This window comes from Trichormus variabilis 0441 (assembly GCF_009856605.1).
GTDB lineage: Bacteria > Cyanobacteriota > Cyanobacteriia > Cyanobacteriales > Nostocaceae > Trichormus > Trichormus variabilis.
The window spans coordinates 2755771-2779898 of the sequence record NZ_CP047242.1; the positions used below are offsets into that span (position 1 = coordinate 2755771).

Sequence of the window (24128 nt, forward strand, 5' to 3'; positions counted from 1 at the left end):
TCAGATGTCAGGCATTTAACTTACACATATTTTCGTGTTGGCAGTTGACAGTTGACCCTTATGCTGTATGGGCTTTCCTAATTTTGAATTTTGTTGGCACAGCCTTGCCGTAGGCTATTTTGAATTTTGAATTTTGAATTTTGAATTGACATAAGCTGATGTACCCTCAACGTATTGAACCTCAACCGGGACAAGAATCTGTTTGGGACTATCCTCGTCCCCCTCGCTTGGAGGACACAAGCAAACATATTCAGATAATTTTTAATGGGGTAATCATCGCCGATACCCAAAATGCCAAGCGTGTTTTAGAAACAAGCCATCCGCCTTCCTATTACATTCCTCCAGGGGATATCAAAATGGAACACCTCATCCCTACACCACAATCGAGTTTTTGTGAGTGGAAAGGATTAGCCGGCTACTATACCATCCGTGTGGGGGATAAAGAAGTGCAAAATGCAGCCTGGTTCTACCCCAATCCGACAACAGCATTTGCATCGCTGCGAGATCATGTCGCATTCTATGCCCACCTTATGGATGCTTGCTATGTTGATGGTGATCAGGTGGAACCACAACCGGGGAATTTTTATGGTGGTTGGATCACGAAAGATGTTGTCGGCCCCTTTAAGGGTATCCCTGGTAGTTGGGGATGGTGAAACGTTTTTTAGCGCCTGGCTGAAGGTGTTTTTTCAGTAGCAATGATGTGTAAATCGATGTTTTTTAGCAAGCGGACTAACTTGTGAGTTAAAGAACCTTTGAGGAGAATTTGCCAGCGCGATCGCTGACTTTCACCGATGACGATTTGTGTAATCCGATATTGTTCTGCGACCTGGGCGATCGCTGTACCAATATCACCACTAGTTACGCGAATAAAAGTACCTGCGAATTCTTTACACAATTTCTCACAAGTGTCGATGTGCAGGCTTTCTTCTTTGGTGAGGAAGTGTTCAGGATTAGCAACAAATACTACATATAAGGGTGCATTCATGTAGTTAGCAAGTCTTGCACCTCGACGCAACAGTTGTAAGGATTGGGGATAGGTAGAGACGCACACTAAAACTCGTTCGTGAATATTACAGAATTGACCATTGGGCGTAGTGGCGTTTACCCCAGGTATCGCTTCTTCTTCTACATTGTCTGCTACTTCCCGCAAAGCCAATTCCCGCAAAGCAATGAGGTTACGACGTTGAAAAAAGTTATCTAGGGACTGTTGAATTTTTTGTGGTGCGTAAATTTTCCCTTCTATTAACCTTTCTTGTAAGGTTTCCGGTGTAACGTCTACAACCACAACTTCATCGGCTTCTTTCAGAATCCTGTCAGGTACACGCTCTCTGACAACCACACTAGTAATTTTCGCTACCACATCATTGAGACTTTCCAAATGCTGCACATTCATGGTGGAATAGACATCAATACCTGCGGCTAAGATTATTTCTACATCTTCGTAGCGTTTTTCTCGTGGTGAGCCGGGGACGTTTGTGTGAGCTAGTTCATCAACTAATACTAACTGGGGTATAGACCCGTAGCGGCTTGTCGATAGACATCGCTTTAAAATAGCGTCCGTATCCATTTCAGTTAGTATTAATCCCCCTCTGGCTATTTGCTGACGTGGAATAATTTCTAGCCCTGCGGCTTTATCAGCTGTCTCTTTGCGTCCGTGAGTTTCCAATACACCAATAACAACATCAGTTCCCTCTTGTTTAAGAGCCTGTGCTTCTTCCAGCATCCGGTAAGTTTTCCCTACACCCGGAGCCATACCAATAAAAATTTTATGTTTGCCCCGTTTTACTGGATACATAGGAATTGGTCAATAGTTAAAATTTCAAAGTTAACCGTCAACAGTTAACAGTGCAAACTCCCAATCTTATCAGTTTTGTTGACGATTAATATCTTGCAAATCGAGAGCATAATTTAATCGCAGAACATTAACTCCTGGTTCACCAAAAATTCCTAAAAATCTACCATCAGTGAACTTATTAATTGCTAGCATAATTTCATCTGGTTGAACACCACGGGCGCGAGCAACTCTCTCTAACTGTTGTCTTGCAGCTTGAACAGAAATATGGGGATCTAAGCCTGAACCAGAACTATAGATTAAATCGGCAATAGGTTGAATATTATCATCGCGGAGTTGATTTGCTTCCTCTATGATGCGCTCAAGTAATGCAGGGTTACTAGGAGCTAGATTGCTACCACCAGATATACCTGTTGGCTTGGCTTTTCTGCCTTGACTATATCTAACTGCGCTAGGACGACTGTGAAAATATTTTTCGGAAGTGAATACTTGACTAATTAAGCTGGAACCTATTGGTGTTCCTTCGATATTTTCCATAATGCTACCGTTAGCTTGGCTGGGAAATAAACCCTGACCAACTACCAAAATAGCTAGAGGATAAATAATGGCTGTCACCAACCAAAAGATTAGAGTAATACGAATTGCTCTCAAAATTTCTCGAATAAAAGACATATTAATCAGTTCAAAATTCAAAATTCAAAGTTCAAAATGAAAGATAGTTACCCAAAGTTCCACTCGGTTTTAGGGACTTCTAAGTCAAAAAATGTTCTATTGGGATTGTTGACCGTTGACGGTTCACCGTTAACAGGTAACGGTCAACAACTTTAAACAGAATAATTTCTTTTTTGGATTTCCCTTAAACCCAAATTTCCTCATAACATTTTTCCGTTACTATCAGAATTCAATTTCAGATTTTGTAGGTGTAGATTTACCCCAGCTTTGTTGCCATTATTAAAATCGCTCTGGTTGAAAAACGACGACAAATAAGTAAATAACAAGTCCGGCAATCACCGCGCCTAAAATACCAAAAGCCCAGCCGGAGTTTTGATTTAGTGTAATACTGGTAGCTGCATAGACTCTGGGGTTAATGATGAGATGGCAACATAAAATAAGAGCGATCGCTAATGTTAGCCGTTGTTTTGGCGATCGTGACCAAATATAGGCGATCGCCTCCGTAAAGTCTGCGGTGATTGCCTGTATCAAATCCATAATGAAAAACTTGTCATATCTATCAATTCCTTTTTTCATACTTTTTCTTATACACCCGCTTAAATTATTATTTAGTTAGAGACGCGATTAATCGCGTCTGTACAATTGTCTCGAATCATTTTTTCATGCCAACCCAACGATAGTAATTAATATATCTATCAACTTAATAGCGATAAATGGTGCAATCACTCCACCTAAGCCATAAATGAGAATATTACGTTGGAGTAACTGATTGGCTGTTAATGGTCTAAACTGCACACCTTTTAAAGCTAAGGGTATGAGAGCCGGAATAATTAAGGCGTTGTAAATTAACGCCGACAGCACAGCAGAATTAGTACTAGTCAAATTCATAATATTCAGGCTTTGCAGATTAGCCGCCGCAAAGATGACCGGAATAATGGCAAAGTATTTAGCAATATCATTAGCAATGGAAAATGTAGTCAACGCACCACGGGTAATCAGCAATTGTTTACCAATACTGACAATATCAATCAATTTTGTGGGGTCTGAATCCAAATCTACCATGTTGGCGGCTTCCTTAGCGGCTTGGGTTCCCGTATTCATGGCTACACCGACATTAGCTTGGGCTAAGGCTGGTGCATCATTGGTTCCGTCTCCCGTCATGGCTACGAGTTTGCCTTGTGCTTGTTCTCGTTGAATGACGCTGATTTTATCTTCTGGTGTGGCCTCGGCGATAAAGTCATCAACTCCGGCTTCTTGGGCAATGACAGAAGCAGTAATGTGGTTATCACCAGTGAGCATAATGGTACGTACTCCCATCCGCCGCAACTGGTCAAATCGTTCTCGAATGCCAGATTTAACAATGTCTTTCAGGTAGATGACACCATAAATTTCGTTATCTAGGCAAACTGCTAAGGGTGTACCACCCTGTTGGGAAACTCGCTCATAGGCTGCATCTAATTCTGGGATAGTTTGCCCATTACGGGAACGTACAAATCCTTGAATTGCGCCAACTGCTCCCTTCCGCGCTTCCCGTCCACCAGGTAAATTAGTACCACTCATCCGTGTTTTGGCGGAAAATTCTACTGCTTGGGCTAGGTTGGGATCAAGGTCATACCTGATACCTAATTTTTCAGCTAGGCGGACTATTGATTTACCTTCTGGTGTATCGTCAAAAACGCTAGCAGCCCAAGCAACGCTGGCTAATTGCTCTACAGAGTAACCATTAATGGGAATAAACTCTTCAGCCAAGCGATTACCTAAGGTGATTGTGCCTGTTTTATCTAACACCAAGGTATTAATATCACCGCAGGCTTCTACTGCCCGTCCAGAGGTGGCGATGACGTTAAATTGAGCGACTCTATCCATACCAGCGATACCAATAGCGCTGAGTAAGCCGCCGATGGTGGTGGGGATTAAGGCGACTAACAGGGCAATTAAAGTCGGGACATTAACTGGTGTATCAGCATAGTAGGCAAATGCAGGTAAGGTGGCAATCACAAATAGAAATACCAAGCTCAAAACTGCCAATAAAACTGTCAAAGCGACTTCATTAGGTGTTTTGCTGCGTTCTGCGCCTTCTACTAAGGCAATCATTCGGTCAATAAAACCTTTACCTGGGTCAGATGTCACCCTGACAATCAGTTCATCGGAAATGATGCGTGTCCCACCAGTGACGGAACTGGCAACATCTGAGCCTGATTCTTTGAGGACTGGGGCAGATTCTCCCGTAATTGCCGATTCATCGACGGAGGCGACACCCATAATTACTTCCCCATCGGCGGGGATAATATCGCCAGCCACTACATATACTGTGTCGCCTTGTTTGAGGTTAGTAGAAGGGACTTCTCTAATTGTGCCATCAGGAGAAAGTTGTTTGGCGATCGCCTCTGATTTAGTTGAGCGCAATGTATCAGCTTGGGCTTTACCTCTACCCTCAGCAATGGCTTCGGCAAAGTTGGCAAACCAAACGGTAAAAAACAAAATCCCGGTTAATAGACCGTTGAAAAGATGGGGATTTTTCTGTTGATTGGGGCCGAATAAGTCGGGATTAATTGTCACGGATAAGGTAACAAGTGTTGCTACCCAAACCACGAACATGACAGGGTTTTTAATGGCAGATTGAGGATTGAGTTTAACAAAAGCATCCTTAATTGCCCTGGGGTAAATTCCTTTGGTTTTGATTCTAGCTTTCTTACGTGCTTGTCGGCGATCGCTCGGACGATTACGGGGGGGTTTAGCTTTCGGGGTAGGTGCCACTGGATTCATATACAATTCAAAATTCAATAGTCGGTTGTCGGTTGTCAGAGACGCGATCAATCGCGTCTGTACAGTTGTCATTAATCATTAGTCATTAGTATTCTCCTTTGCTTCCCCTGCTTCCCCTGCTTCCCCTGCTTCCCCTGCTCCCTGCCCCCTGCCCCCCACCCCCTGCCGCTTCTAACTACCAGAGGCTAGTTTAAAACCTTCGGCGATGGGGCCTAAGGCTAGGACGGGAAAGAATGTTAAAACTCCCAAAATCAAGACTATGCCGGCGGTGACTGTCGTAAATAGCAAAGAATCGGTTTTGAGCGTTCCTGGGGTTTGGGGTACGGTTTGCTTACGAGACATACTATCAGCAAGTAGCAGCATGGCAATAATGGGGACATAGCGGCCTATGAGAATGCTGATACTGGTGCTGAGATTCCACCACAGGCTATTATCAGTCAATCCTTCCAAACCGGAACCATTGTTAGCACTGGCGGAAGCGTACTCATAAACTACTTGGGAAATGCCGTGAAAGCTGGGGTTAGTGATGCCAGAAAGAGAGAAAGGATAAGCCAAGGCGATCGCACTGGGGATTAAGACTACTATGGGGTGAATCAGTAATATGAGGCTGGCCAGGACTATTTCCCGCTTTTCGATTTTGCGTCCAAAAATTTCTGGGGTACGTCCTACCATCAGTCCTGTGAGAAACACCGTGAGAATCAGGTATATGAATAGGTAAGCAGTCCCGGTTCCCTGACCACCCCAAATAATTTGCAAGAATAAGTTAAATAAAGTGGCAAATAGCCCTTGAGGCATTAAAGAATCGTGCATTCCGTTGACTGCACCGCACATGGTAGCGGTTGTCATGACTGCCCAAAGTGCTGTTTCTGCCCAACCAAAGCGGACTTCTTTACCTTCTAAATTGGGCTGTTCGATTCCTAAAGTGCCATTAACTAGTGGATTTCCTTGGAGTTCGCCACCTGCGGCTACCCATACCAGAATCACAAAGACAACAAATACCATCCAGAATAATAGCCAAGCTTGTTTGATGTTTTTGGCAAATACACCATAGGTATAAATCATGGCTGCGGGGATCGCAATCATGGCGATGGTTTCGATTAAGTTAGTCAAGCCATTGGGATTTTCAAAGGGGTGGGCGGAGTTAGCTGCAAAAAAACCGCCACCGTTTTCTCCCAACATTTTGATCATCTCAAAGGATGCTACTGGCCCTCTAGCAATGTACTGGGTTCCTCCTTCTAAGGTGGTGATTGTCAAGGTTTCGCCGATTGTTTGCGGTACACCCAACAAAACTAAAGCGATCGCACCAATTACCGAGATGGGCAATAATATTCTGGTAATCCCACGGGTAAGGTCAACATAGAAGTTCCCCAGTTTTCTGCCTGTTAAGCCACGAATAAAGGCAATACCCACAGCTAAACCAGTGGCGGCTGAGGTGAACATCAAAAATCCCAAGGCTGCTACTTGGGAGAAGTAACTGAGGGTTGTTTCGCCCGCGTAGTGTTGCTGATCAGTATTGGTAACAAATGAAATTACTGTATGCAGGATGATATCCCAACTAGGCACACCTAAACCGTTGGGATTCCAAGGTAATAACCTCTGAAAATATATCAGCGAATATACTAAAATTCCCATGAACAGATTGGTATATAGTATTGCGCGGATATACTGCCAACCAGTCATCTCATCTTTAGGACGAACACCTGATATTACATAGACACTCCGCTCTATGGGATTCATTAAACGATCAAGTATTGTTCTTTCTCCCAAGAACACACGGGCTATATATCTACCTAAAACCGGAGTAATTGCTATGACAATACACAGCGTTAAGCCAATTTGTAACAAACCTTGTCCCATTTATTTCACGCCCAATTTCAATTGAGTGCTATGCCGTTAATTATTTAGATATAAAAAATAACCTGTTTACTGATGAGAGTGTGAGCAATTTGGCAACTTCTCCGTGAACCGCAATTAACTCTACACACTTTACTTGTTTCAACCATTACTATTTCTTGGATACTGTTTAAAGTGTCCATCAAGAATATTTAAATTTTACTTTTACTCATATTTTTGATTGTGAATACATCTGTTTATACAATACATCCTCAAGATTGGCTACTTTATAATCTGTGAGATTTACTTGCTCAAAAGTAAGACGTAAGTATAATATTACACGCATGATGATAAATACTTAAGAAAAAAATATGATAAAAGTCAAATTCTCTACCCTCAGTTTGATTAATATTTTTGGTTATGCAATCAAGAATTTAATTTAAATACCAAAACTTGAGAATTAGTATATTAAAAAGAATACCTGCTAATATAACTAAAAAATATATGCTAGAACAAGAATTATTGATAGCTGATGAACCTAAATATTATCAGCAAAATATCTTAATTATAGGTGGAGGCCCTTCAGGTCTTGCTACCGCATTAATTCTAGCTAAACGCGGTTGGACAAATATTACTATATTGGAACAGCGAGCCACAGCCGATTATTATGAACCTGACAAGTCATTTAATTATTTAATAGATGGTCGGGGACAAAAGTTAACAGATTATCTAGGAATCACTCCTATTCTTGCAACACTAGGCGTTTCATCCCAGGAATTTTATTTAACGAAAATTGCCCCTAACGGCAGCCAAAAATCATCAAAATTGCCTATTATAGACCCTCAACGAAAAACTGCATATTGGATTACCAGAAAAGCTTTTGTGGGGATGTTATATCAGCAAATTGAACAGCACTGGCAGGATTGTATAAAAGTAATGTTCAATGCTAAGTGTGTCAAAATTAACAAATTAGCTATCAATAATGAAGTAGAGAAATTAGAAGTTGTGGCTCAGGTCGGTAACGATAATTTCGTCAAATTTGAGCCTAGTCTGTTAGTTGGGTGTGATGGTTTGCGCTCAGTTGTCCGGAATACTTTAGCAGAGTGGGACACTTCTGGATTGCACAAATTTCAGATGCAGCAGTTCCCCTCTGCTAGTTCTGGTTTGCGGTATAAAGTGTTAAGCTTACCACCGAAGCCATCTTTGGATCATCGTGGCGAACAACACGCTGTGAACGAAATAGCTTATATTATCTTGGGAGCTTTACGTGGTCGTCAGCATTACTTACGTCTCGGTTTACTACCCGTAAAAAACCCGGAGGAACCAAGAACCGCGAATGTCATCGCCTTACCAGAGCATGAACTGTGGAAGTTACAGGATGGTGAAGCAATTTACGGGTTTTTCGAGAAATCTTTCCCTCAATTGCCCATTCGTAAAATATTGTCCCCCGAAGAAGCAGACAGATTTGCCAAAAGTGAAGGTGGTTATTTCCCTAAACCCCAATACTGCGGTGGATTGCAATTTTTATTGAGACACAAACCGGAAAGTAAGGATACTTCTGCTGTTGGAGTAGTGTTGTTAGGCGACACTATCCATTGCTTTCCGCCAGATATTGGACAGGGGGTAAATGCGGCTTTGGAAGATGTTTGTGTCTTGAATGAGGCGCTTTCTCAGACTAATGATAATCTCTCACAGGCACTACCTTTATATGAGTCCTTGCGCCTTGCTGATGTCAAAGCTGTCACTAAGCTGGCTCAAATCGCCTTTCCCTGGCAATATGGCCAAAACCCCTTCCGCACTAGGCTATGGAGTATCAACTTTTTTCTCAGACTTGTGCTTAGTCGTCTGTTACCTTTCCTATTTCATCCACCAGCATTTTTCCTCATCCAAAATTATCGGCTTTCCTACCAAGAAATCTTGGCTAAAGTCGAACGTACTAGCAAGACTTTATACATACTTGGGCTAGTAGTTGGGTGCGGATTGTTGGTTGCAGGTGGTCGCTGGCTATTTGTAGCCTCACATAATATTTAACGGGTCTACATCTATAGTTAAGCTGACACCATCAGGACAAAGTAGGCGTACTTCGTCCCAGTCTGGTAATTGGGGTAGTGCTTCGGGGGCAAACTTGAGTAATATCTGCCAGCGATAACGGTTTGCTACCCGCATCACACTAGCTGGTGCTGGGCCTAATAATTCAAATCCTGGGTTAGCATTTAATACTGTGGCGATCGCACCAGCTGTATTCTGTACTTGTATAGGATCGAAGCTACTCAGCCGCAATAAAATTAACCTGCCATAAGGCGGATAATTCAGGGCTTGCCGTTGTTCTAATTCCGCTTGCACAAAAGATTGATAATCGTGATGCCTGACTGCTTCAATTACTGGATGTTCTGGCGTGTAAGTTTGCATAATCACCCTCCCAGGGTCATCACCTCTGCCAGCCCTACCAGCCACCTGAGTCAGGGTTTGAAATGCCCTTTCACTGGCGCGATAATCTGACAAGTTCAACAGTCCATCGGCCGCAACAACACCCACAAGTGTCACCTGGGGCAAATCTAACCCCTTAGTTAACATTTGCGTCCCCACTAATAAATTCGCTTCCCCATTGGCAAACTGAGTCAGTAGGGTACGATGTGCGCCTTTGTTGCGGGTAGTGTCACTATCAAAGCGGATGTATTTTAACCCCGGAAACTGTCGGCTTAATTCCTGGGCAACCCGTTGAGTACCGCTACCAAAAAATTTCAGGTAAGGTGAACTACATTCTGGGCAGTGTTTGGGATGCACACTTACATAATTACAGTAATGACAGCGCAACAGCTGGGGCGCGCCTACTTCTGTTTGGTGATAGGCCAGGGAGACATCACAGTGAGGACACTCCACTACATAGCCGCAACTGCGACAGGACACAAAGGTACTATGTCCCCGACGATGAATAAATAAAATCCCCTGTCTTCCCGTTTGTTCCAGGTGTTGTAAAGCTGCTTGTAATGACCGACTAAATATAGAACGATTCCCATCCTGTAACTCTTGCCGCATATCAACTATCTCTACTGGTGGTAGAGGGCGGGAGTTGATACGTTCGGGGAGAGGGGAGTAGAGGGACTGGGGACTGGGGGGAGATGAGGGAGATGAGGAAATTGTTAATTTTGAATTTTGAATTTTGAATTTTGAATTTTGACTCACACTCACCCAACTTTCTAAGGAAGGTGTGGCAGAACCTAAAACCAGGGGACAGTTTTCTAGTTCTGCACGCCATTGGGCGACGGTGCGGGCGTGGTAGGTGGGGATGGGAGAATCTTGTTTAAAGCTGGAGTCGTGTTCTTCGTCGAGGATAATTAAGCCTAAGTTGGGTAAAGGCGCGAAAATGGCGCTACGTGTGCCGATGACGATTTGGGGTGTGCCTGTGAGCATTTGCCGCCAAGTGTCGTAACGTTCACCGTCGGAAAGGGCGCTGTGATAAACGCTGATTTTATTATTGCCAAAACGGGCGCGGAAACGGTCGGTGAGTTGGGGTGTGAGGCCGATTTCTGGGACTAATACTAGGGCTGATTTGCCTTGTGCGAGTATGGGAGCGATCGCTTGCAAATATACTTCGGTTTTACCTGAACCTGTGACCCCATGCAACAATACTTGAGCAAATCCATTCAGCCGATGGATAGTTACTAAGGCATTCTCTTGAGCAATATTTAATAACTTCGGTGTATCTAAATCTAATACTTGCCCTTGTTCTGTTCGCAATACTTCTCGTTCTTCTATAGCAATGTAACCTTTTTGTTCCATCGACTTTAGGGTAGAGGAACTGGTACTACAAATTTGTAACAATTCACTGTGCCATAGCTCACCGCCCCGTCTCCGCAATACTTCCAAAATCTCCCTTTGGCGATTGGTTAAATCACGGTCAACTGTATCAATTAATATGACTGCTTTTTGCAGTTTTGGGCGATTTGTCCGGGGCGGTTCTAAGTAACTTTCTACTAAACCTATGCGTAATAATTCCCGCATCCCTCGATAAGTAGCTTTAACTTTTTGTTGCAAATAATGGAAACTATAATCTCCTGATGGTTGGGATTGTAGTAATTGAAGAATTTGCTGTGCTGGGGGGCTTAAAAAAGCAACTGATAGTTGCTCATTTTGTCTTTTGATCAAGCGGACGCGACGTTGCGATCGCCCCAATAATCCTGGTGGTAATGCTACTCTGATTACCTGAATTAAAGGCGTGTAGTAATATGACGCTACTCTATTTAATAATTCCCAATAAGCACTAGCAAAAAACCCAGAAGTTACTACATCCTCCACTTCCCGTATCTTGTCCTGTGCTAGATCAATATTGGGTTCTGCCAATAACCGAATAGCGATCGCTCCCAATTGCTGGGAGCCAAAAGGTACACTTAATATATCTCCTGGTCTGATTTCTAACTGACTTGGTATTCGGTAAGTGAATAATCCTGAATTGCCAGGAAAGTCTACTAATACTTCGACATACTGATTTTTATTGGTTGTTACTCGGTAGAATTCCTGATTTTCATTCACTACTAAATCGGGAGAATTGATGTCATTAATATACATAGTTCTTGAATTTTAAAGATAAATATTCCTATTGCTTTAAACTCATGTAAAAAAGTTACCTTAGCTCGTTATATTTTAATTTTTCTTTCTTTAGAATAAAATTGTAATTCAAAATACTTTTATTAGTTATAATACTTGATAAGTTTCCTCTTATGTAATCTACTAGACAAATTAAAACTAACCATACGTGCAATAAATATTTGAAGTCCAATATAAAAAATAAAACTATCTACCTGCCTATTTCTGAAATAGTTCACATAACTACTAAATAGGGAATAGCCTTTTTTCCGCCCATTGATAGATATTCATTCCTTTGTCTCTATGAGATGCTTTTATACAAACAATTTTGTGGGATTAGTAACTTGCCTAACTATTAGCATTTAAGAAAATAACCAAGCAACTGATTAACTTTAAACCAACAAATATTATGATTGCAGTTATGTCTCTCAACGAATAAAGCTAGAAAACTTTATAAAAGTATATAATTATTAAAAATAAAGGGGACTTTTCCCATGTTTTTTTCTAATTGTTAATTTAGAGAAAGGTTGAGGGGGTTTAACAGATTAAATGATTAATAAAAAAATAAGCAATATATCTGTTGGAAACTGAGAAAATAAAATTTGGGTGCAAAACTAAATATTTTCGAGAATTCTAATATAGTAGCAGCTATAAACAGGCGGCTAGGAGTTGTTCCTAACTGCTAGAAATTAATTACATGAACCTAAAAATTGCTACTTAGGAAACATGATTTTAGTTAGGAAAACCAACCATTCTCAGTAGTTAACAGCTGTCATGAAATTATGTACCAAACAAAGCATGAATCCCTCAAGGAAACTATGAATATTGCTGAATTGGGAACAATGGAAATAATAGAAAGTGTTGTAGAACATGAAGAACACTCTCTCGATGCCTTAGAACTGATAATAGAAGAAGAACCCCCAATAACAGACAATTTAGACTCAGAGGAACGTGATAGCGGGGATGAAATGGCTGCTGCCCGGCCTTCGGGCTACAATAAAACCGAGCATGATGATGCAGTAGGTGCGTTCTTTAAAGAAATGGCACGTTATCCACTGCTAAAACCCGATGAAGAGGTAGAATTAGCCAGAAGAGTCAGATTTTTAGAAGAAGTTAGAGATTTACAAGCAGATTTGCAATTGCAACTAGGGCTACATCCAACAAAAGCCCAAGTAGCTGCTCAACTAGAGATAACAGAAAAACAATTAGAAAATCGATTGTATCAAGGTCGAGTGGCGAAACGTAAAATGATTCGCTCGAACTTGAGATTAGTAGTATCAATTGCCAAGCGTTATCTGAATCGGGGAGTACCTTTTCTAGATTTAATTCAAGAAGGTGCAATGGGATTGAATCGAGCTACAGAGAAATTTGACCCCGATAAAGGATATAAGTTTTCTACTTACGCTTACTGGTGGATTAGACAAGCAATTACGAGAGCGATCGCTAATGATGCCAGAACCATCCGCCTACCCATCCATATTGTAGAAAAACTCAACAAACTCAAAAAAGCCCAACGGGAACTCAAACAAAAATTCAGCCGCAACCCTTCCGAAGCAGAAATGGCCGAAGCTTTGGAAATTAGCGTCCCCCAACTGCGCCAACTGCAACAACTCCGGCGACAAGCCCTATCTTTAAACCATCGTGTCGGTAAAGAAGAAGATACCGAACTGATGGATTTATTAGAAGATGAGGATAACTTATCTCCGGAAGCAAAAATGAACGAAAATATGATGCGTCAGGAGATTTGGGAAGTTTTAGGTGATGTCCTCACTCCCAGAGAAAAAGACGTAATTTCTCTACGCTATGGTTTGACAACTAGCGAACCTTGCACCCTGGAGGAAGTCGGAAATATGTTCAACTTATCCCGCGAACGAGTCCGCCAAATTCAAAGCAAAGCCATGCGTAAATTACGCCGTCCTCACATAGCCAAACGTCTGAAGGGTTGGTTAATTTGAGCTAGAAACTGGGAATCAGAGTTGGGATTTTAGTATTTTTACTTAGGGTTCATAACTAACCTGACCATTTTTTATTCTGCTAAGAGTCATGAGTTAAAGAAATTACGGGACACACGCACCCCGTTAGAGGCGATGGCGTTCCACCCACCGTAGGCGATCGCTTAAACTATTGACTGTGGACTATCGACTATGAATAAATGACTGTGGGTAACGATTTGACTGTACGTTTTGCTGAACTTGCTGACAGCGAAACATTGTTTGGCTTAATTAAAGCGCTAGCAGAGTACGAAAAATTAACTCATGCTGTAACTGGCAACGTTCTTGCACTTCAAGAGCATTTATTTGGCTCCCAAAGATACGTTGAAGCAATTTTAGCGGAATCCGCAGGTCAAGCCGTAGGGTTTGCCTTATTTTTTCATAATTACTCTACCTTTCTCACCAAGCCAGGCATTTATCTAGAAGACTTGTTTGTCCTACCCGAATATCGACGACAAGGCATTGGTAAAGCACTCCTCACTAAATTAGCCCAAATAGCGGTCGAACGGGATTGTGGACGGCTAGAATGGAGCGTTCTGGACTGGAATGAATCAGCCCAAGCATTTTACCGCCACATGGGAGCAACAATATTAGATGATTGGCGAATTTGCCGCGTTACAGAAGAAGCAATCAGCCAATTAGCCGAGGGGAAGTGAAGAAGGCAGGGGAGCAGGGGAAGCAGGGGGAGCAGAGGGGCAGGGGAGCAGAGGAGCAGGGGGAGCAGAGGAGCAGGGGGAGCAGGGGGAGCAAGGGAAGTAAAAAAGAATAACTATGGACTATGGACTATGGACAACTGACAAGCAACTATTGAAGTTTGACAGCCTGTCATTTGACTATGACAGCAGCTCAACTGACAATAATTTAGGATGATATTGGTCTGAATGAGCCTTATTTGCAGAGAGAACGCGACATGAAAAAGATTTTTTCCCTAGTACTGTTAGGCATAGCACTCTTCACTTTTGCCTTCAGTAGCCCTGCATTAGCAGCAGACGTAGCAAACGGAGCCAAGATATTCAGTGCTAACTGTGCTTCTTGTCATGCAGGTGGCAAGAATTTGGTTCAAGCCCAGAAAACTCTGAAGAAAGAAGACTTGGAAAAGTTTGGTATGTACTCAGCAGAGGCAATTATTGCCCAGGTAACAAACGGTAAGAACGCCATGCCTGCTTTCAAAGGTCGTTTAAAACCTGACCAAATTGAAGATGTAGCTGCTTATGTACTAGGACAAGCCGATAAGAGTTGGAAGTAAATTCCACTTCACAAGCAAAACTGACTAACAGATAGCGGGACAATAATCCCGCTATTTTTGTCATCAGAGTTATGAGTAATAAGTGGAAAGCACAAGAATCATTAATTCTTAATAGAACTTACACATCAAGGGTTTAGAAAAGTGTATAGGGGTATGAATCAATTCAAAATACCCTGCGGGTTCGCGGTAGCGTTCCGAAGGAAAGCTAAAGCTACAAAATTCAAAATTCAAAATAAATGTTTTATACCCCTACAGCCATAAACCCTTAAACCCTTAAACCCTTAAACCCTTACACATAAGTCCTAACTTAAATAAGATAATCTTCAACATTTGGCACATCTACCCAGCTACCAGTTGTATGAGATTGATGAGATAAATCCATTAATAACTGGGAATAAATACCTTCTTTTAAAGATGGTACTACTGGCTTTTGCTGATCAATTCCTTGTACCCATTGGTCTACTACCCGCAAGAATGCACAAATGCGTCCGTCAGTGTAATGTTGGGGGAATAGTAATTTGGGCGGGATTTCGATTTCTTGAAGAGGTTGACCTGGTTGGGAACCCCAAACGCGAAAACCGTGGATGTAGTCTTTTTGATTTTCACTACCAATTACTAAAGTACCGCGATCGCCATATACTTCTATCCAGTGTGTTCTAGAAGCATGAACAGCAGCACTGATAGTCACTTGGCAAGGCGTACCATTTGCTAATTCTAGTGACAGCAGACAAGTATCATCTGTCTCCACTGCTTTTAATTCACCGCTAGCAGGGTCAACCCGTTGAGGAATGGCTGTAGTCAAATGGGCATTTAATCTGCGGACTGACCCAAATAGCCAATAAATATAATCAAAAGCGTGGGAACCTAAGGAACCTAACGCACCACCACCCTTTTCCTTAGAAGAATACCAGTTCCAAGGGCGGGAAGTATCGGCACGAGAAGAACCCAACCAATCAATTCTAATCAGGCGAGGGGTTCCTACATAACCTGATGATAAAAGTTCAGCGAATAGTTGCCATGCAGGGACAAAACGAAACTCAAAATCTACAGTGGCAATCACACCTTGCTTTTGCGCTAATTGATACAATTCTTGTGCTTCAGCCACATTCAGGGTGACAGGCTTTTCTAGCAGTAAATGTTTTCCTGCTTGCAATACTGTTTTCCCCATTTCATAATGCAGGAAAGGTGGTGTAGCGATACTGACTGCTTGTACTTCTGGCAGATTAACAATATCAACTATAGTGTCAAAGGCATGGGGAATATTGTTTGCTTCGGCAATTGCTTTAGCTTTATGAATATCACGGTGATAAATCGCAACTATATCAGTACGATGATGGGCTTGAAAGGCGGGTATGTGAACTTTTTGACCAAAACCAGTCCCAGCGATCGCTATTCCAATTTTACCCTGATTTGCTTGTAATCCAGACACCATAAACTTTAAATAACTGAAAATTTATAGTGTAATTCTACGGCGAAGCAAGCTAGGCGTAACATCTTCAGCAATCTTTTCGTGTTGACTGTTGACCGGAAGAGTTAGGGGGAACAGGAGCAGGGGGAGCAAGCCTTTTCCTCCAACGCGAGTGCGTACCACTTCGTGGAAGCAAGCTATGCGTAGCGTCTCGTAGAGAAGCGAAACACGGAAGCCCCGTCCGAGAAGGACGCTTAATTGGGGCGGAGTCTGAGCTTCCGTCTCAATTCATCCCCCTTGCTCCCTGCTCCCTGCTCCCTTGCCTCTTTATAGCTTAAACATCCTCAATGCTGTTGTGGCCCTTTGGCATCACATTCCTTACTCCAGCACCGTTTTAACATTCCAATGCGCCAACTGTAGGCGAAACGTCGGGGATTAAGTTCTAAGTCGCGGTTGAACAATGGTTGATTGAGATATTGCCAAAGAGGAAATTTAATTTTGTGGTGTTTATCAGCCATAGGAGGAGCAAGATAGTATAAAAATAGTTTTGGTAGTAGGTCACCATATAAAGAACAACTACCAGATAATGAATTTCTAGTTAAAGATGACATGATATACATCCAATTGTCCTGGTGACAATTGCGGAATTCTACCTAAAGTTTGATGCTCAGGAATTTTTATAAAATAAATATATTTAACATTGCCAAGAAGCTAGAGGCTAGAGGCTAGAATTTTTACTCAGCAAGGGCTTACGCCTCACCTTGCTAACACTACTCAGTCCTCAGCACTCAGTTCTCAGTTCTCCGTATTTAGCACTCACCATAGTTACTCTTGCGTTCTGATGGCTTGAGCTGCGAGATAGACTTTAGTCCATTCGCCCATGACTTGATGCTGTTTGAGATTTAATTGTTGGGCTACAGCTTCTATGGAGTTACCTGATTTTCGCAAATCCAAGATTTGTCGGCCAATGGGGGTTAGTTTTTCGTGGAGTTCTTGCCATTGGTTTTGTGTTAAACCCAAGTTATTTTCCTGTAAGGAAATAGCCAGCCAGTTATCTACGAGTTCTGGTTTACCCTTAAGGGCGAATACACGTACTGCATGGTAGCTGATTTTTTCTCGCAGTCGATAAATTTCTTTGATTGGTTTATTTAATTTCTTGGCGATTTCGTCTTGGGTTTTGCCTTGTAAATACAGTTTTAGCCATTCTACTGCGTCTGCTCCCAGGTTTTCTTGTAAGTAGTTGGCAAACTCTTGTTGCACTGTCTGGCGCAGTGCTTGTTGTTCTTCTATTTGCTGTGCTTCTTGATATTCGGCGATCGCTTGATTATCTACAAGGTTAACTCGATTGTCGTTGTCGTCAGTCAAGACTTCTTCGGAAACTAGCCTAACTAAGTCACCACCAGGGACTTGGGTTAACCCACCGCGTTGAGAACGGCGTAGGTAGTTGACAAAACGGTACACTAACAAGGGTTGATTGCGTACTGGTCGCAAGCAATATTCTTCTACAGTGGCAAATAGTAAAGTATCTTTGAGTCTCTTATCTAGAGCAACTTCTGCGATGTGCGCCATTTGCTGCTGGATGTAAGTATCATTCTGTAGCAATTCTTGTATTATCTCTTGTAATACGTCAAGAACACCACGTTGGCGATCGCGGCTAAGAGCAATCCAGGTTTGAATTTTATTCCGTAATGTGACTAAACTTCCCAGCCGAGTGATCAAGTTACGATAAGCACGTTCTCGACCTACACCCAAGTAGCGTTGACTTAAAATCTTCCAGCGATATTCCATCGCTTGCTTGGCAATCTCAAGTTCTTTAGGGTTGAGTAGATCCAACCGTTGTGCATCACGACCTAACAGCCAGAGAATAATACTTTCTATTGCAGCCACATTTTGTTCTGGACACTCCGCAGCTAGCCGCTTGCGCCAAAATTGCGCTAGTTTTTCTGCTTCCGTTGCCATAGCGAGATTGCGCTCCTCGAAACCCTGTTTTAAAGTTTGCATCACAACCCCCATTTGTCGCACTTATCTTGTGAGCCAGCAAATCGCCGTGAGTCCGTCATCTTGATGAAGACGTATCAACGATTCCATTGTTATTACGTCTTTATTGACGAATTTTATGCAGAAATTTATCTTGTTCTGGATTTTTGTTCGTCTTCAAGTCGCGGAAATCTATATATATCAAGCATTTGCTTCAATCTAGGCGAAATTAAAATTTTGTAAACTTATGAGTTGGAATCACGGATGGGGCATTTACCCAGAGTAAGTGCAGATGCTTAATTTTTTGAGAAGCGTTTAGAAAAACTAACATTTTGTACCCAGAGGAGCGGAAATAATACACTCCTATTCAGACGCTATTTTAGCCATATAAGTTTCATTTCAGGGAATTTAGCGACGATAATCTTGAATTTTTGGGGATGGGGTATTAAACCAGATCCAAAACAACTAACAACTGACACACAGCGCAATAAAAATGTAACAAAAACTACAAAATTACCATTTTTCTGGAAAACCAAAGATAAGCTAGGCATATATATCTGATTCGCAAAAATGCTGCGAATAGGAGAAAATCATATGGTTTCAATGCCTACCCTACCGTTGGAAGGTGCTAGTCCAGCCCATATTTGTCCATTTGATCAAGCTTGTAGCTACTTAGAAGCAGCTGCAAAAGAGTTGAGGTTAGATCAAGGGACGCTGGAAATTCTCAGTCACCCACGTAAAGTTGTGACAGTCTCTATTCCTGTGAGATTAGATAACGGCGATATCCGGGTACTAGCAGGACACCGAGTACAGCATTCTGATATATTAGGCCCCTACAAAGGCGGAACACGTTACCATCCAGCTGTGACATTGAGAGAAGTATCTGCTCTGGCAATGCTAATGACTTGGAAATGTGCGCTACTGGGTATTCCTTATGGTGGTGCGAAGGGAGGTATTGCTATAAATCCCCAACACTACAGCGTAGGTGAATTAGAGAAAATTACGCGTCGTTATACAAGCGAATTGATTAAAGATATCGGCCCTGCCGTAGATATACCAGCGCCAGATGTGGGAACTTCTGCCCGTGAGATGGCTTGGATGATGGATACTTACTCTGTGAATGTTGGTCACGCAGTCCCAGGGGTTGTCACAGGTAAGCCAATTTCCATTGGTGGTTCACGGGGAAGAGAAATGGCAACTGGACGGGGTGTAATGATTATTGTCCGTGAAGCACTGGCGGATATGGGCAGAACTTTAGAGGGAGTAAAAGTAGTTATTCAAGGTTTTGGCAATGTAGGCGGTGCTGCGGCTGAATTGCTGTACCAAGCTGGAGCCAAAATTCTTGCTGTTTCTACAGGTGCAGGAGGTTTATTTGCGGCTGATGGTCTCGATATTCCAGCGTTAAAAGCCTACGCTGCGGAAAATCATCGAAGTATTGTGGGTTTTCCCCAAGCAGTAGCAATTAGTAATGCAGAGTTGCTAACTTTACCTTGCGATGTTTTGATTCCCGCAGCTTTAGAAAACCAAATCACTGAAGAAAATGTAGACCAGATACAGGCGCAAATTGTCGCGGAAGCTGCTAATGGCCCGGTAACTTTGGAGGCTAACCGAGTTCTAGAGGGGCGGGGTGTGACTGTACTGCCAGACATCTTGGCGAATGCTGGGGGCGTGGTGGTGAGTTATTTAGAGTGGGTACAAGGTCTTTCCTACCTGTTTTGGGATGAGGAGCGTGTCAACCGGGAAATGGAACACTTGATGGTGCAAGCTTATCATCAAGTGATTAAACAGTCGCAGATGCGGCAAGTTCCTTTGCGATTAGCCGCTTATACCTTGGGTGTAGGTAGGGTTGCTCAAGCGTTGAGCGATCGCGGTCTTTATCCTTGATGGGGGGATTGGGGATTGGGGATTGGGGACTGGTTATGAAATAAACTCTTTATTCTCTCTGCGCCTCTGCGCCACCCTGCGGGTTCGCTCTTAGCGTTCTCGTAGAGTAGCCGCAAAGCGTCTACTGCGTGATAGAAATCATCCTACATTTATGCAACGCCGGACTTTATACCAATTCAATTAATAATGGCAACACATCATCTGTAGAGACGCGATTTATCGCGTCTCTACAGATAGTTTATTTGTCGCCTTCTTTTTTCAAATTGGTATTATACTGAATAGGGAAAGGTAGTATCATTTGAAGCAGAGGGAAAAAGGCTAGAAAAATGGTACGTCCCAGGATAAAACTAACAGAGCATCTATCAACAGAAGAAATAGAACAAAGTTATCGCCGATGTGAAGATGCACAAGAGAAAACCCGATGGTTAGTGATTAAATTGCTCAATCAACAACCACAGTTGTCAGCGCAAAAGGTAGCAGAGATTGTGGGATTCTCAGGGGACTGGGTGAGAAAAATCGTGCGGCGATACAACAAGCTAGGAGCAAACGGAATCATCAATCAACAGAAACTGAAACCAGGAGGAAAAAAACTTGCACTCACAAACGAGCAACAACAGTGGTTGCGCCAAAGGTTAGCTTCACCACCAGAAGATGGGGGGTTATGGAGTGCGCCAAAAGTAGGGGAATTGATCCGAGTACAGTTTGGAATTACACTCCATGTCACTACAGCTTGGGATTACCTCAAAAGGCTAGGATTTAGTCTGCAACAACCACGACCTCTGCATACTGAGGCGGCAACTTTTGTTCAAAGACAGATGTTTAAAACTGAGTTAACGGAGTTTGTGCGATTGTTACGTTTCCTCCATCCGCACAAATCAGTTGAAGTTTGGGCAGAAGATGAAGCTCGATTAGGCCTCAAACCCATCGTCCGTCGAGTTTGGACACCAGTAGGTCATCGTCCCAATGCTGTGCATCGCACTCGTTACCAATGGCTTTATACTTATGGATTTGTCCATCCAGCTACTGGCGAGAGTTTTTTCTTGATTTTACCCAGAGTCAACATTGCTGTCATGCAAATGGCTTTAGATGCTTTTGCCGCTGAAGTCAATCCTCATCATCACAAAATCATTGTTTTGCTTGTTGATCAAGCTGGTTGGCATACCAGTAAACAATTAATGTTGCCAGCTGGTATCATTCTGTTTCCTCTGCCTGCTTATACACCTCAACTCCAACCGACTGAGTGTGTTTGGTCGCTTCTACGTGAAGCTGTTGCTAATCAGATGTTTTCTACTCTCGATGAACTAGAAACTGTGTTAATTTCTCGTTGTCAATGGTTAATGTCTCACCCTCAAATTGTTCATGGCAAGGTTGGGTTTGATTGGATTTGCCAAATTTGACCTCAGTTATTCAATTAATACTTCCTTTCCCAATTTAGTATTACTCCCTACTCTCCTCAATTTTCGGTGCGTTAGGACTAATTTCCATAACGCACCTTTGTATTTTAATTACGCACCTTCCCGTAATTTATCTAAAACACTTCTATCTTCCAGAGTGGAAGTATCGCCAGAAACTTCTTGTCCGGCGGCGAGATTTCGCAGTAAGCGCCGCATGATTTTACCCGATCGCGTCTTGGGTAATGCGTCGGTAAAGCGAATTTCCCCAGGACGAGCGATCGCCCCGATTTCTTGAACTACGTGTTGTTTGAGTACCTTACTCAAGTCATCGCTGGCTTGATAAGTTCCTTCTAGGGTGACAAAAGCTACCACTTCTTCGCCTTTTAAGTCATCTGGTTTACCCACTACTGCTGCTTCGGCAACGGCTGGGTGAGAAACTAGGGCTGATTCTACTTCCATTGTGCCGAGGCGGTGTCCTGACACATTCAATACATCATCCACTCGTCCCATTACCCAGAAATAGCCGTCTTCATCTTTTCTCGCGCCATCGCCAGCAAAGTAAGTATAGTTGCCATCTTTGGGGGGTATATGTTCCCAGTAGGTGCGGCGGAAGCGTTCAGGATCGCCGTAAACAGTCCGCATCATTCCCGGCCAGGGATAACGCACTGCTAAGTAACCACCTTCGTTTTGGGGTACAGTGTTACCATCTAAATCAACTATGTCGGCCAGGATGCCAGGGAAGGGAAGGGTAGCGGAACCGGGTTTAGTGGAAATTGCCCCTGGTAGAGGGGTAATCATGATACCGCCAGTTTCAGTTTGCCACCAAGTATCAACGATGGGGCAGCGATCGCCACCAATAACTTTGTGATACCACATCCAAGCTTCTGGGTTAATTGGTTCACCAACAGTTCCTAATAATCTTAAGGAAGAAAGGTTGCGGGCGTTGGGATGGTGTTCACCCATTTTAATAAAGGCGCGAATTGCGGTGGGTGCGGTGTAGAAAATGTTCACGCCGTATTTTTCAATTACATCCCAGAAACAACCAGGATTGGAGGCACGAGGCGCACCTTCATACATCAGTGTGGTTGCACCGTTGGAGAGGGGGCCGTAGACTATGTAACTATGTCCAGTAATCCAACCTACATCGGCGGTACACCAATATACATCTGTGTCTTGTAGGTCGAAAATCCATTTGGTGGTCATGTGGGTATATAAGTTATAACCACCAGTGGTATGGACAACGCCTTTGGGTTTGCCTGTGCTACCGGAAGTGTAGAGGACAAATAGCAAGTCTTCGCTATCCATTGGTTCGGCGGGACAGTCGGCGGATGCGCCTTTTTGTAAATCGTGCCACCAATGATCTCGTCCTCCCAACTGCATATAAATATCTTGTCCGGTACGCTTGACAACCAGGACGTTTTCTACAGATGGAACAGCACCATCAGCCAAGGCTTTGTCTACCTGTTCTTTCAAGGGAACGATCGCATCTTTACGCCACCCACCATCAGCTGTAACTACTACCTTGGCTTGGGCATCAATTAAGCGATCGCGCAAGGCTTCCGCACTGAACCCACCAAATACCACGCTATGAGGTGCGCCAATTCTCGCGCAGGCTAACATGGCGATCGCCGCTTCGGGAATCATCGGCATATAAATACCGACGCGATCGCCTTTCTGCACTCCCAGTTGTTTCAAGACGTTGGCGAACTGGCAAACTTCCCGATGTAATTGGGCATAAGTTAAAGTACGGGAATCCCCTGGTTCCCCTTCCCAAATCAAAGCAGCTTTATTTTTCCGCCAAGTTGTGAGATGTCTATCTAAACAGTTGTAGGAAATGTTAATCTTCCCACCCACAAACCACTTAGCGAAAGGTGCTTGCCAATCTAATACTGTGTCCCATTTTTGGAACCAGTGCAGTTCTGTTTCGGCTAATTCTGCCCAAAATTTTTGCGGATCAGCTTTGGCTTTGTCGTAGAGACGTTGGTAATCTTCTAGACTTTTAATCTGGGCATTTTGGGAAAACTCGGCACTGGGATGAAATAAACGTTTTTCTTGCAGAATTGACTCTATAGTTGGCTGAGACATAGTTATAAGGATGAGTAGTATTGTTACTGAAAACTATTTTTATCGGAGTTGTGTCCAACAATATTTAGATTTTCATTAAGCTAAGTAAGGGGCAATTGCCTAGTTATTATCATTATGACCTCGACAGTTAAGCAAGGATGATGTTATCAGTCTACGAAAATTCCCTGTGCTGTAGGTAAGCGTAGGTTGCACAATCCATCGTGAGGGCTGTGTTAGTAGGGTGCGTCAGTATGAATAATTTCGTGGTACAGCTAAATTTTCCCGTACTGACGCACCCTACATTTGGATATTTTTTTATCTGGAAGTCCCTATTAGGAGGTCGAAACAATCGATGTTTATATTTATACAATCGATAATTCAAGTAAGTGGCTATGGTCTTCTCTAGGTGGTGGAGGGTGTCTGAAGATAGAGGCTACATGAATGAGCGATCGCAGATCATCACCAATCATCACTATTATTAGTGATATTTGGTCACAAGCTATGGTGTCGTGACGCA

17 protein-coding genes are annotated in these 24128 nt (G+C 42.9%); 7 read left to right on the forward strand and 10 right to left on the reverse strand.

Going from position 1 to position 24128, the window contains the following annotated elements:
- The first annotated feature begins 158 nt into the window (after nucleotides 1–158).
- Complete coding sequence (locus tag GSQ19_RS11210) at nucleotides 159–653, forward strand: DUF427 domain-containing protein (protein ID WP_011318034.1); 495 nt, start codon at nucleotides 159–161, stop codon at nucleotides 651–653.
- A gap of 8 nt (nucleotides 654–661) precedes the next feature.
- Here the strand turns inward: GSQ19_RS11210 and GSQ19_RS11215 are convergent, their stop codons facing one another.
- The 5 genes from GSQ19_RS11215 to kdpA form a co-directional block, all read right to left on the reverse strand.
- Nucleotides 662–1795 carry a universal stress protein gene (locus GSQ19_RS11215; protein ID WP_011318035.1) on the reverse strand — a complete coding sequence of 378 codons (1134 nt, stop codon included), beginning with the start codon at nucleotides 1793–1795 and terminating at the stop codon, nucleotides 662–664.
- A gap of 69 nt (nucleotides 1796–1864) precedes the next feature.
- Nucleotides 1865–2464: a K(+)-transporting ATPase subunit C gene (gene kdpC / locus GSQ19_RS11220; protein ID WP_011318036.1), complete on the reverse strand. Its 600-nt coding sequence runs from the start codon at nucleotides 2462–2464 to the stop codon at nucleotides 1865–1867.
- A 279-nt stretch (nucleotides 2465–2743) separates the two neighbouring features.
- Nucleotides 2744–3040 carry a K(+)-transporting ATPase subunit F gene (kdpF, locus tag GSQ19_RS11225; protein ID WP_011318037.1) on the reverse strand — a complete coding sequence of 99 codons (297 nt, stop codon included), beginning with the start codon at nucleotides 3038–3040 and terminating at the stop codon, nucleotides 2744–2746.
- An 84-nt stretch (nucleotides 3041–3124) separates the two neighbouring features.
- On the reverse strand, nucleotides 3125–5230 hold the full coding sequence (gene kdpB / locus GSQ19_RS11230; RefSeq protein WP_041456647.1) for a potassium-transporting ATPase subunit KdpB: 2106 nt from the start codon (nucleotides 5228–5230) through the stop codon (nucleotides 3125–3127).
- A gap of 171 nt (nucleotides 5231–5401) precedes the next feature.
- Nucleotides 5402–7087, reverse strand: a complete 1686-nt coding sequence (gene kdpA, locus GSQ19_RS11235) for a potassium-transporting ATPase subunit KdpA (protein WP_011318039.1) — start codon at nucleotides 7085–7087, stop codon at nucleotides 5402–5404.
- 480 nt (nucleotides 7088–7567) lie between these two features.
- Between kdpA and GSQ19_RS11240 the strand changes: the two genes are divergently transcribed.
- The gene (locus tag GSQ19_RS11240) at nucleotides 7568–9094 is read left to right on the forward strand and encodes an FAD-dependent oxidoreductase (RefSeq protein WP_011318040.1); all 1527 of its coding nucleotides are present in this window, start codon (nucleotides 7568–7570) and stop codon (nucleotides 9092–9094) included.
- Here the strand turns inward: GSQ19_RS11240 and priA are convergent.
- The gene (gene priA / locus GSQ19_RS11245; protein ID WP_011318041.1) at nucleotides 9080–11629 is read right to left on the reverse strand and encodes a primosomal protein N'; all 2550 of its coding nucleotides are present in this window, start codon (nucleotides 11627–11629) and stop codon (nucleotides 9080–9082) included. The two genes, GSQ19_RS11240 and priA, sit on opposite strands and share 15 nt — an antisense overlap.
- Nucleotides 11630–12429: 800 nt before the next feature.
- Here priA and GSQ19_RS11250 point away from each other — a divergent pair.
- From GSQ19_RS11250 to petJ, 3 genes are all read left to right on the forward strand, one after another.
- The gene (locus GSQ19_RS11250; RefSeq protein WP_041456032.1) at nucleotides 12430–13602 is read left to right on the forward strand and encodes an RpoD/SigA family RNA polymerase sigma factor; all 1173 of its coding nucleotides are present in this window, start codon (nucleotides 12430–12432) and stop codon (nucleotides 13600–13602) included.
- Nucleotides 13603–13799: 197 nt separating this feature from the next.
- Entirely contained in the window at nucleotides 13800–14294 is a 495-nt protein-coding gene (locus GSQ19_RS11255; RefSeq protein ID WP_011318043.1) for a GNAT family N-acetyltransferase, read from the forward strand.
- Between the two features lie 254 nt (nucleotides 14295–14548).
- Nucleotides 14549–14884, forward strand: a complete 336-nt coding sequence (gene petJ / locus GSQ19_RS11260) for a cytochrome c6 PetJ (protein ID WP_011318044.1) — start codon at nucleotides 14549–14551, stop codon at nucleotides 14882–14884.
- 307 nt (nucleotides 14885–15191) lie between these two features.
- On the opposite strand, the gene GSQ19_RS11265 is transcribed toward petJ, so the two are convergent.
- The 3 genes from GSQ19_RS11265 to GSQ19_RS11275 form a co-directional block, all read right to left on the reverse strand.
- Nucleotides 15192–16316: a Gfo/Idh/MocA family protein gene (locus GSQ19_RS11265; RefSeq protein ID WP_011318045.1), complete on the reverse strand. Its 1125-nt coding sequence runs from the start codon at nucleotides 16314–16316 to the stop codon at nucleotides 15192–15194.
- Between the two features lie 320 nt (nucleotides 16317–16636).
- Nucleotides 16637–16903 carry a hypothetical protein gene (locus GSQ19_RS11270; protein WP_185478977.1) on the reverse strand — a complete coding sequence of 89 codons (267 nt, stop codon included), beginning with the start codon at nucleotides 16901–16903 and terminating at the stop codon, nucleotides 16637–16639.
- 214 nt (nucleotides 16904–17117) lie between these two features.
- Nucleotides 17118–18305 (reverse strand): HetZ-related protein 2, encoded by a 1188-nt coding sequence (locus tag GSQ19_RS11275; RefSeq protein ID WP_041456033.1) that lies wholly within the window; start codon nucleotides 18303–18305, stop codon nucleotides 17118–17120.
- 558 nt (nucleotides 18306–18863) lie between these two features.
- On the opposite strand from GSQ19_RS11275, the gene GSQ19_RS11280 reads away from it, so the two are divergent.
- A complete protein-coding gene (locus GSQ19_RS11280) occupies nucleotides 18864–20153 on the forward strand; it encodes a Glu/Leu/Phe/Val family dehydrogenase (protein WP_011318048.1) in 1290 nt (429 codons plus the stop codon).
- 326 nt (nucleotides 20154–20479) lie between these two features.
- Nucleotides 20480–21550 carry an IS630-like element ISAva6 family transposase gene (locus GSQ19_RS11285; RefSeq protein WP_011316335.1) on the forward strand — a complete coding sequence of 357 codons (1071 nt, stop codon included), beginning with the start codon at nucleotides 20480–20482 and terminating at the stop codon, nucleotides 21548–21550.
- Nucleotides 21551–21658: 108 nt separating this feature from the next.
- Here GSQ19_RS11285 and acs read toward each other — a convergent pair whose 3' ends face one another.
- Nucleotides 21659–23632 (reverse strand): acetate--CoA ligase, encoded by a 1974-nt coding sequence (gene acs, locus GSQ19_RS11290; RefSeq protein ID WP_011318049.1) that lies wholly within the window; start codon nucleotides 23630–23632, stop codon nucleotides 21659–21661.
- Between the last annotated feature and the right edge of the window lie 496 nt (nucleotides 23633–24128).

What these genes read in the sequence shown, in the direction of transcription:
- GSQ19_RS11210 (WP_011318034.1), top strand. Translation starts at nt 159, where the DNA reads ATGTACCCTCAACGTATTGAACCTCAACCGGGACAAGAATCTGTTTGG.
- GSQ19_RS11215 (WP_011318035.1), bottom strand. Translation starts at nt 1,795, where the DNA reads ATGTATCCAGTAAAACGGGGCAAACATAAAATTTTTATTGGTATGGCT.
- kdpC (WP_011318036.1), bottom strand. Translation starts at nt 2,464, where the DNA reads ATGTCTTTTATTCGAGAAATTTTGAGAGCAATTCGTATTACTCTAATC.
- kdpF (WP_011318037.1), bottom strand. Translation starts at nt 3,040, where the DNA reads ATGAAAAAAGGAATTGATAGATATGACAAGTTTTTCATTATGGATTTG.
- kdpB (WP_041456647.1), bottom strand. Translation starts at nt 5,230, where the DNA reads ATGAATCCAGTGGCACCTACCCCGAAAGCTAAACCCCCCCGTAATCGT.
- kdpA (WP_011318039.1), bottom strand. Translation starts at nt 7,087, where the DNA reads ATGGGACAAGGTTTGTTACAAATTGGCTTAACGCTGTGTATTGTCATA.
- GSQ19_RS11240 (WP_011318040.1), top strand. Translation starts at nt 7,568, where the DNA reads ATGCTAGAACAAGAATTATTGATAGCTGATGAACCTAAATATTATCAG.
- priA (WP_011318041.1), bottom strand. Translation starts at nt 11,629, where the DNA reads ATGTATATTAATGACATCAATTCTCCCGATTTAGTAGTGAATGAAAAT.
- GSQ19_RS11250 (WP_041456032.1), top strand. Translation starts at nt 12,430, where the DNA reads ATGTACCAAACAAAGCATGAATCCCTCAAGGAAACTATGAATATTGCT.
- GSQ19_RS11255 (WP_011318043.1), top strand. Translation starts at nt 13,800, where the DNA reads ATGACTGTGGGTAACGATTTGACTGTACGTTTTGCTGAACTTGCTGAC.
- petJ (WP_011318044.1), top strand. Translation starts at nt 14,549, where the DNA reads ATGAAAAAGATTTTTTCCCTAGTACTGTTAGGCATAGCACTCTTCACT.
- GSQ19_RS11265 (WP_011318045.1), bottom strand. Translation starts at nt 16,316, where the DNA reads ATGGTGTCTGGATTACAAGCAAATCAGGGTAAAATTGGAATAGCGATC.
- GSQ19_RS11270 (WP_185478977.1), bottom strand. Translation starts at nt 16,903, where the DNA reads ATGTCATCTTTAACTAGAAATTCATTATCTGGTAGTTGTTCTTTATAT.
- GSQ19_RS11275 (WP_041456033.1), bottom strand. Translation starts at nt 18,305, where the DNA reads ATGGGGGTTGTGATGCAAACTTTAAAACAGGGTTTCGAGGAGCGCAAT.
- GSQ19_RS11280 (WP_011318048.1), top strand. Translation starts at nt 18,864, where the DNA reads ATGGTTTCAATGCCTACCCTACCGTTGGAAGGTGCTAGTCCAGCCCAT.
- GSQ19_RS11285 (WP_011316335.1), top strand. Translation starts at nt 20,480, where the DNA reads ATGGTACGTCCCAGGATAAAACTAACAGAGCATCTATCAACAGAAGAA.
- acs (WP_011318049.1), bottom strand. Translation starts at nt 23,632, where the DNA reads ATGTCTCAGCCAACTATAGAGTCAATTCTGCAAGAAAAACGTTTATTT.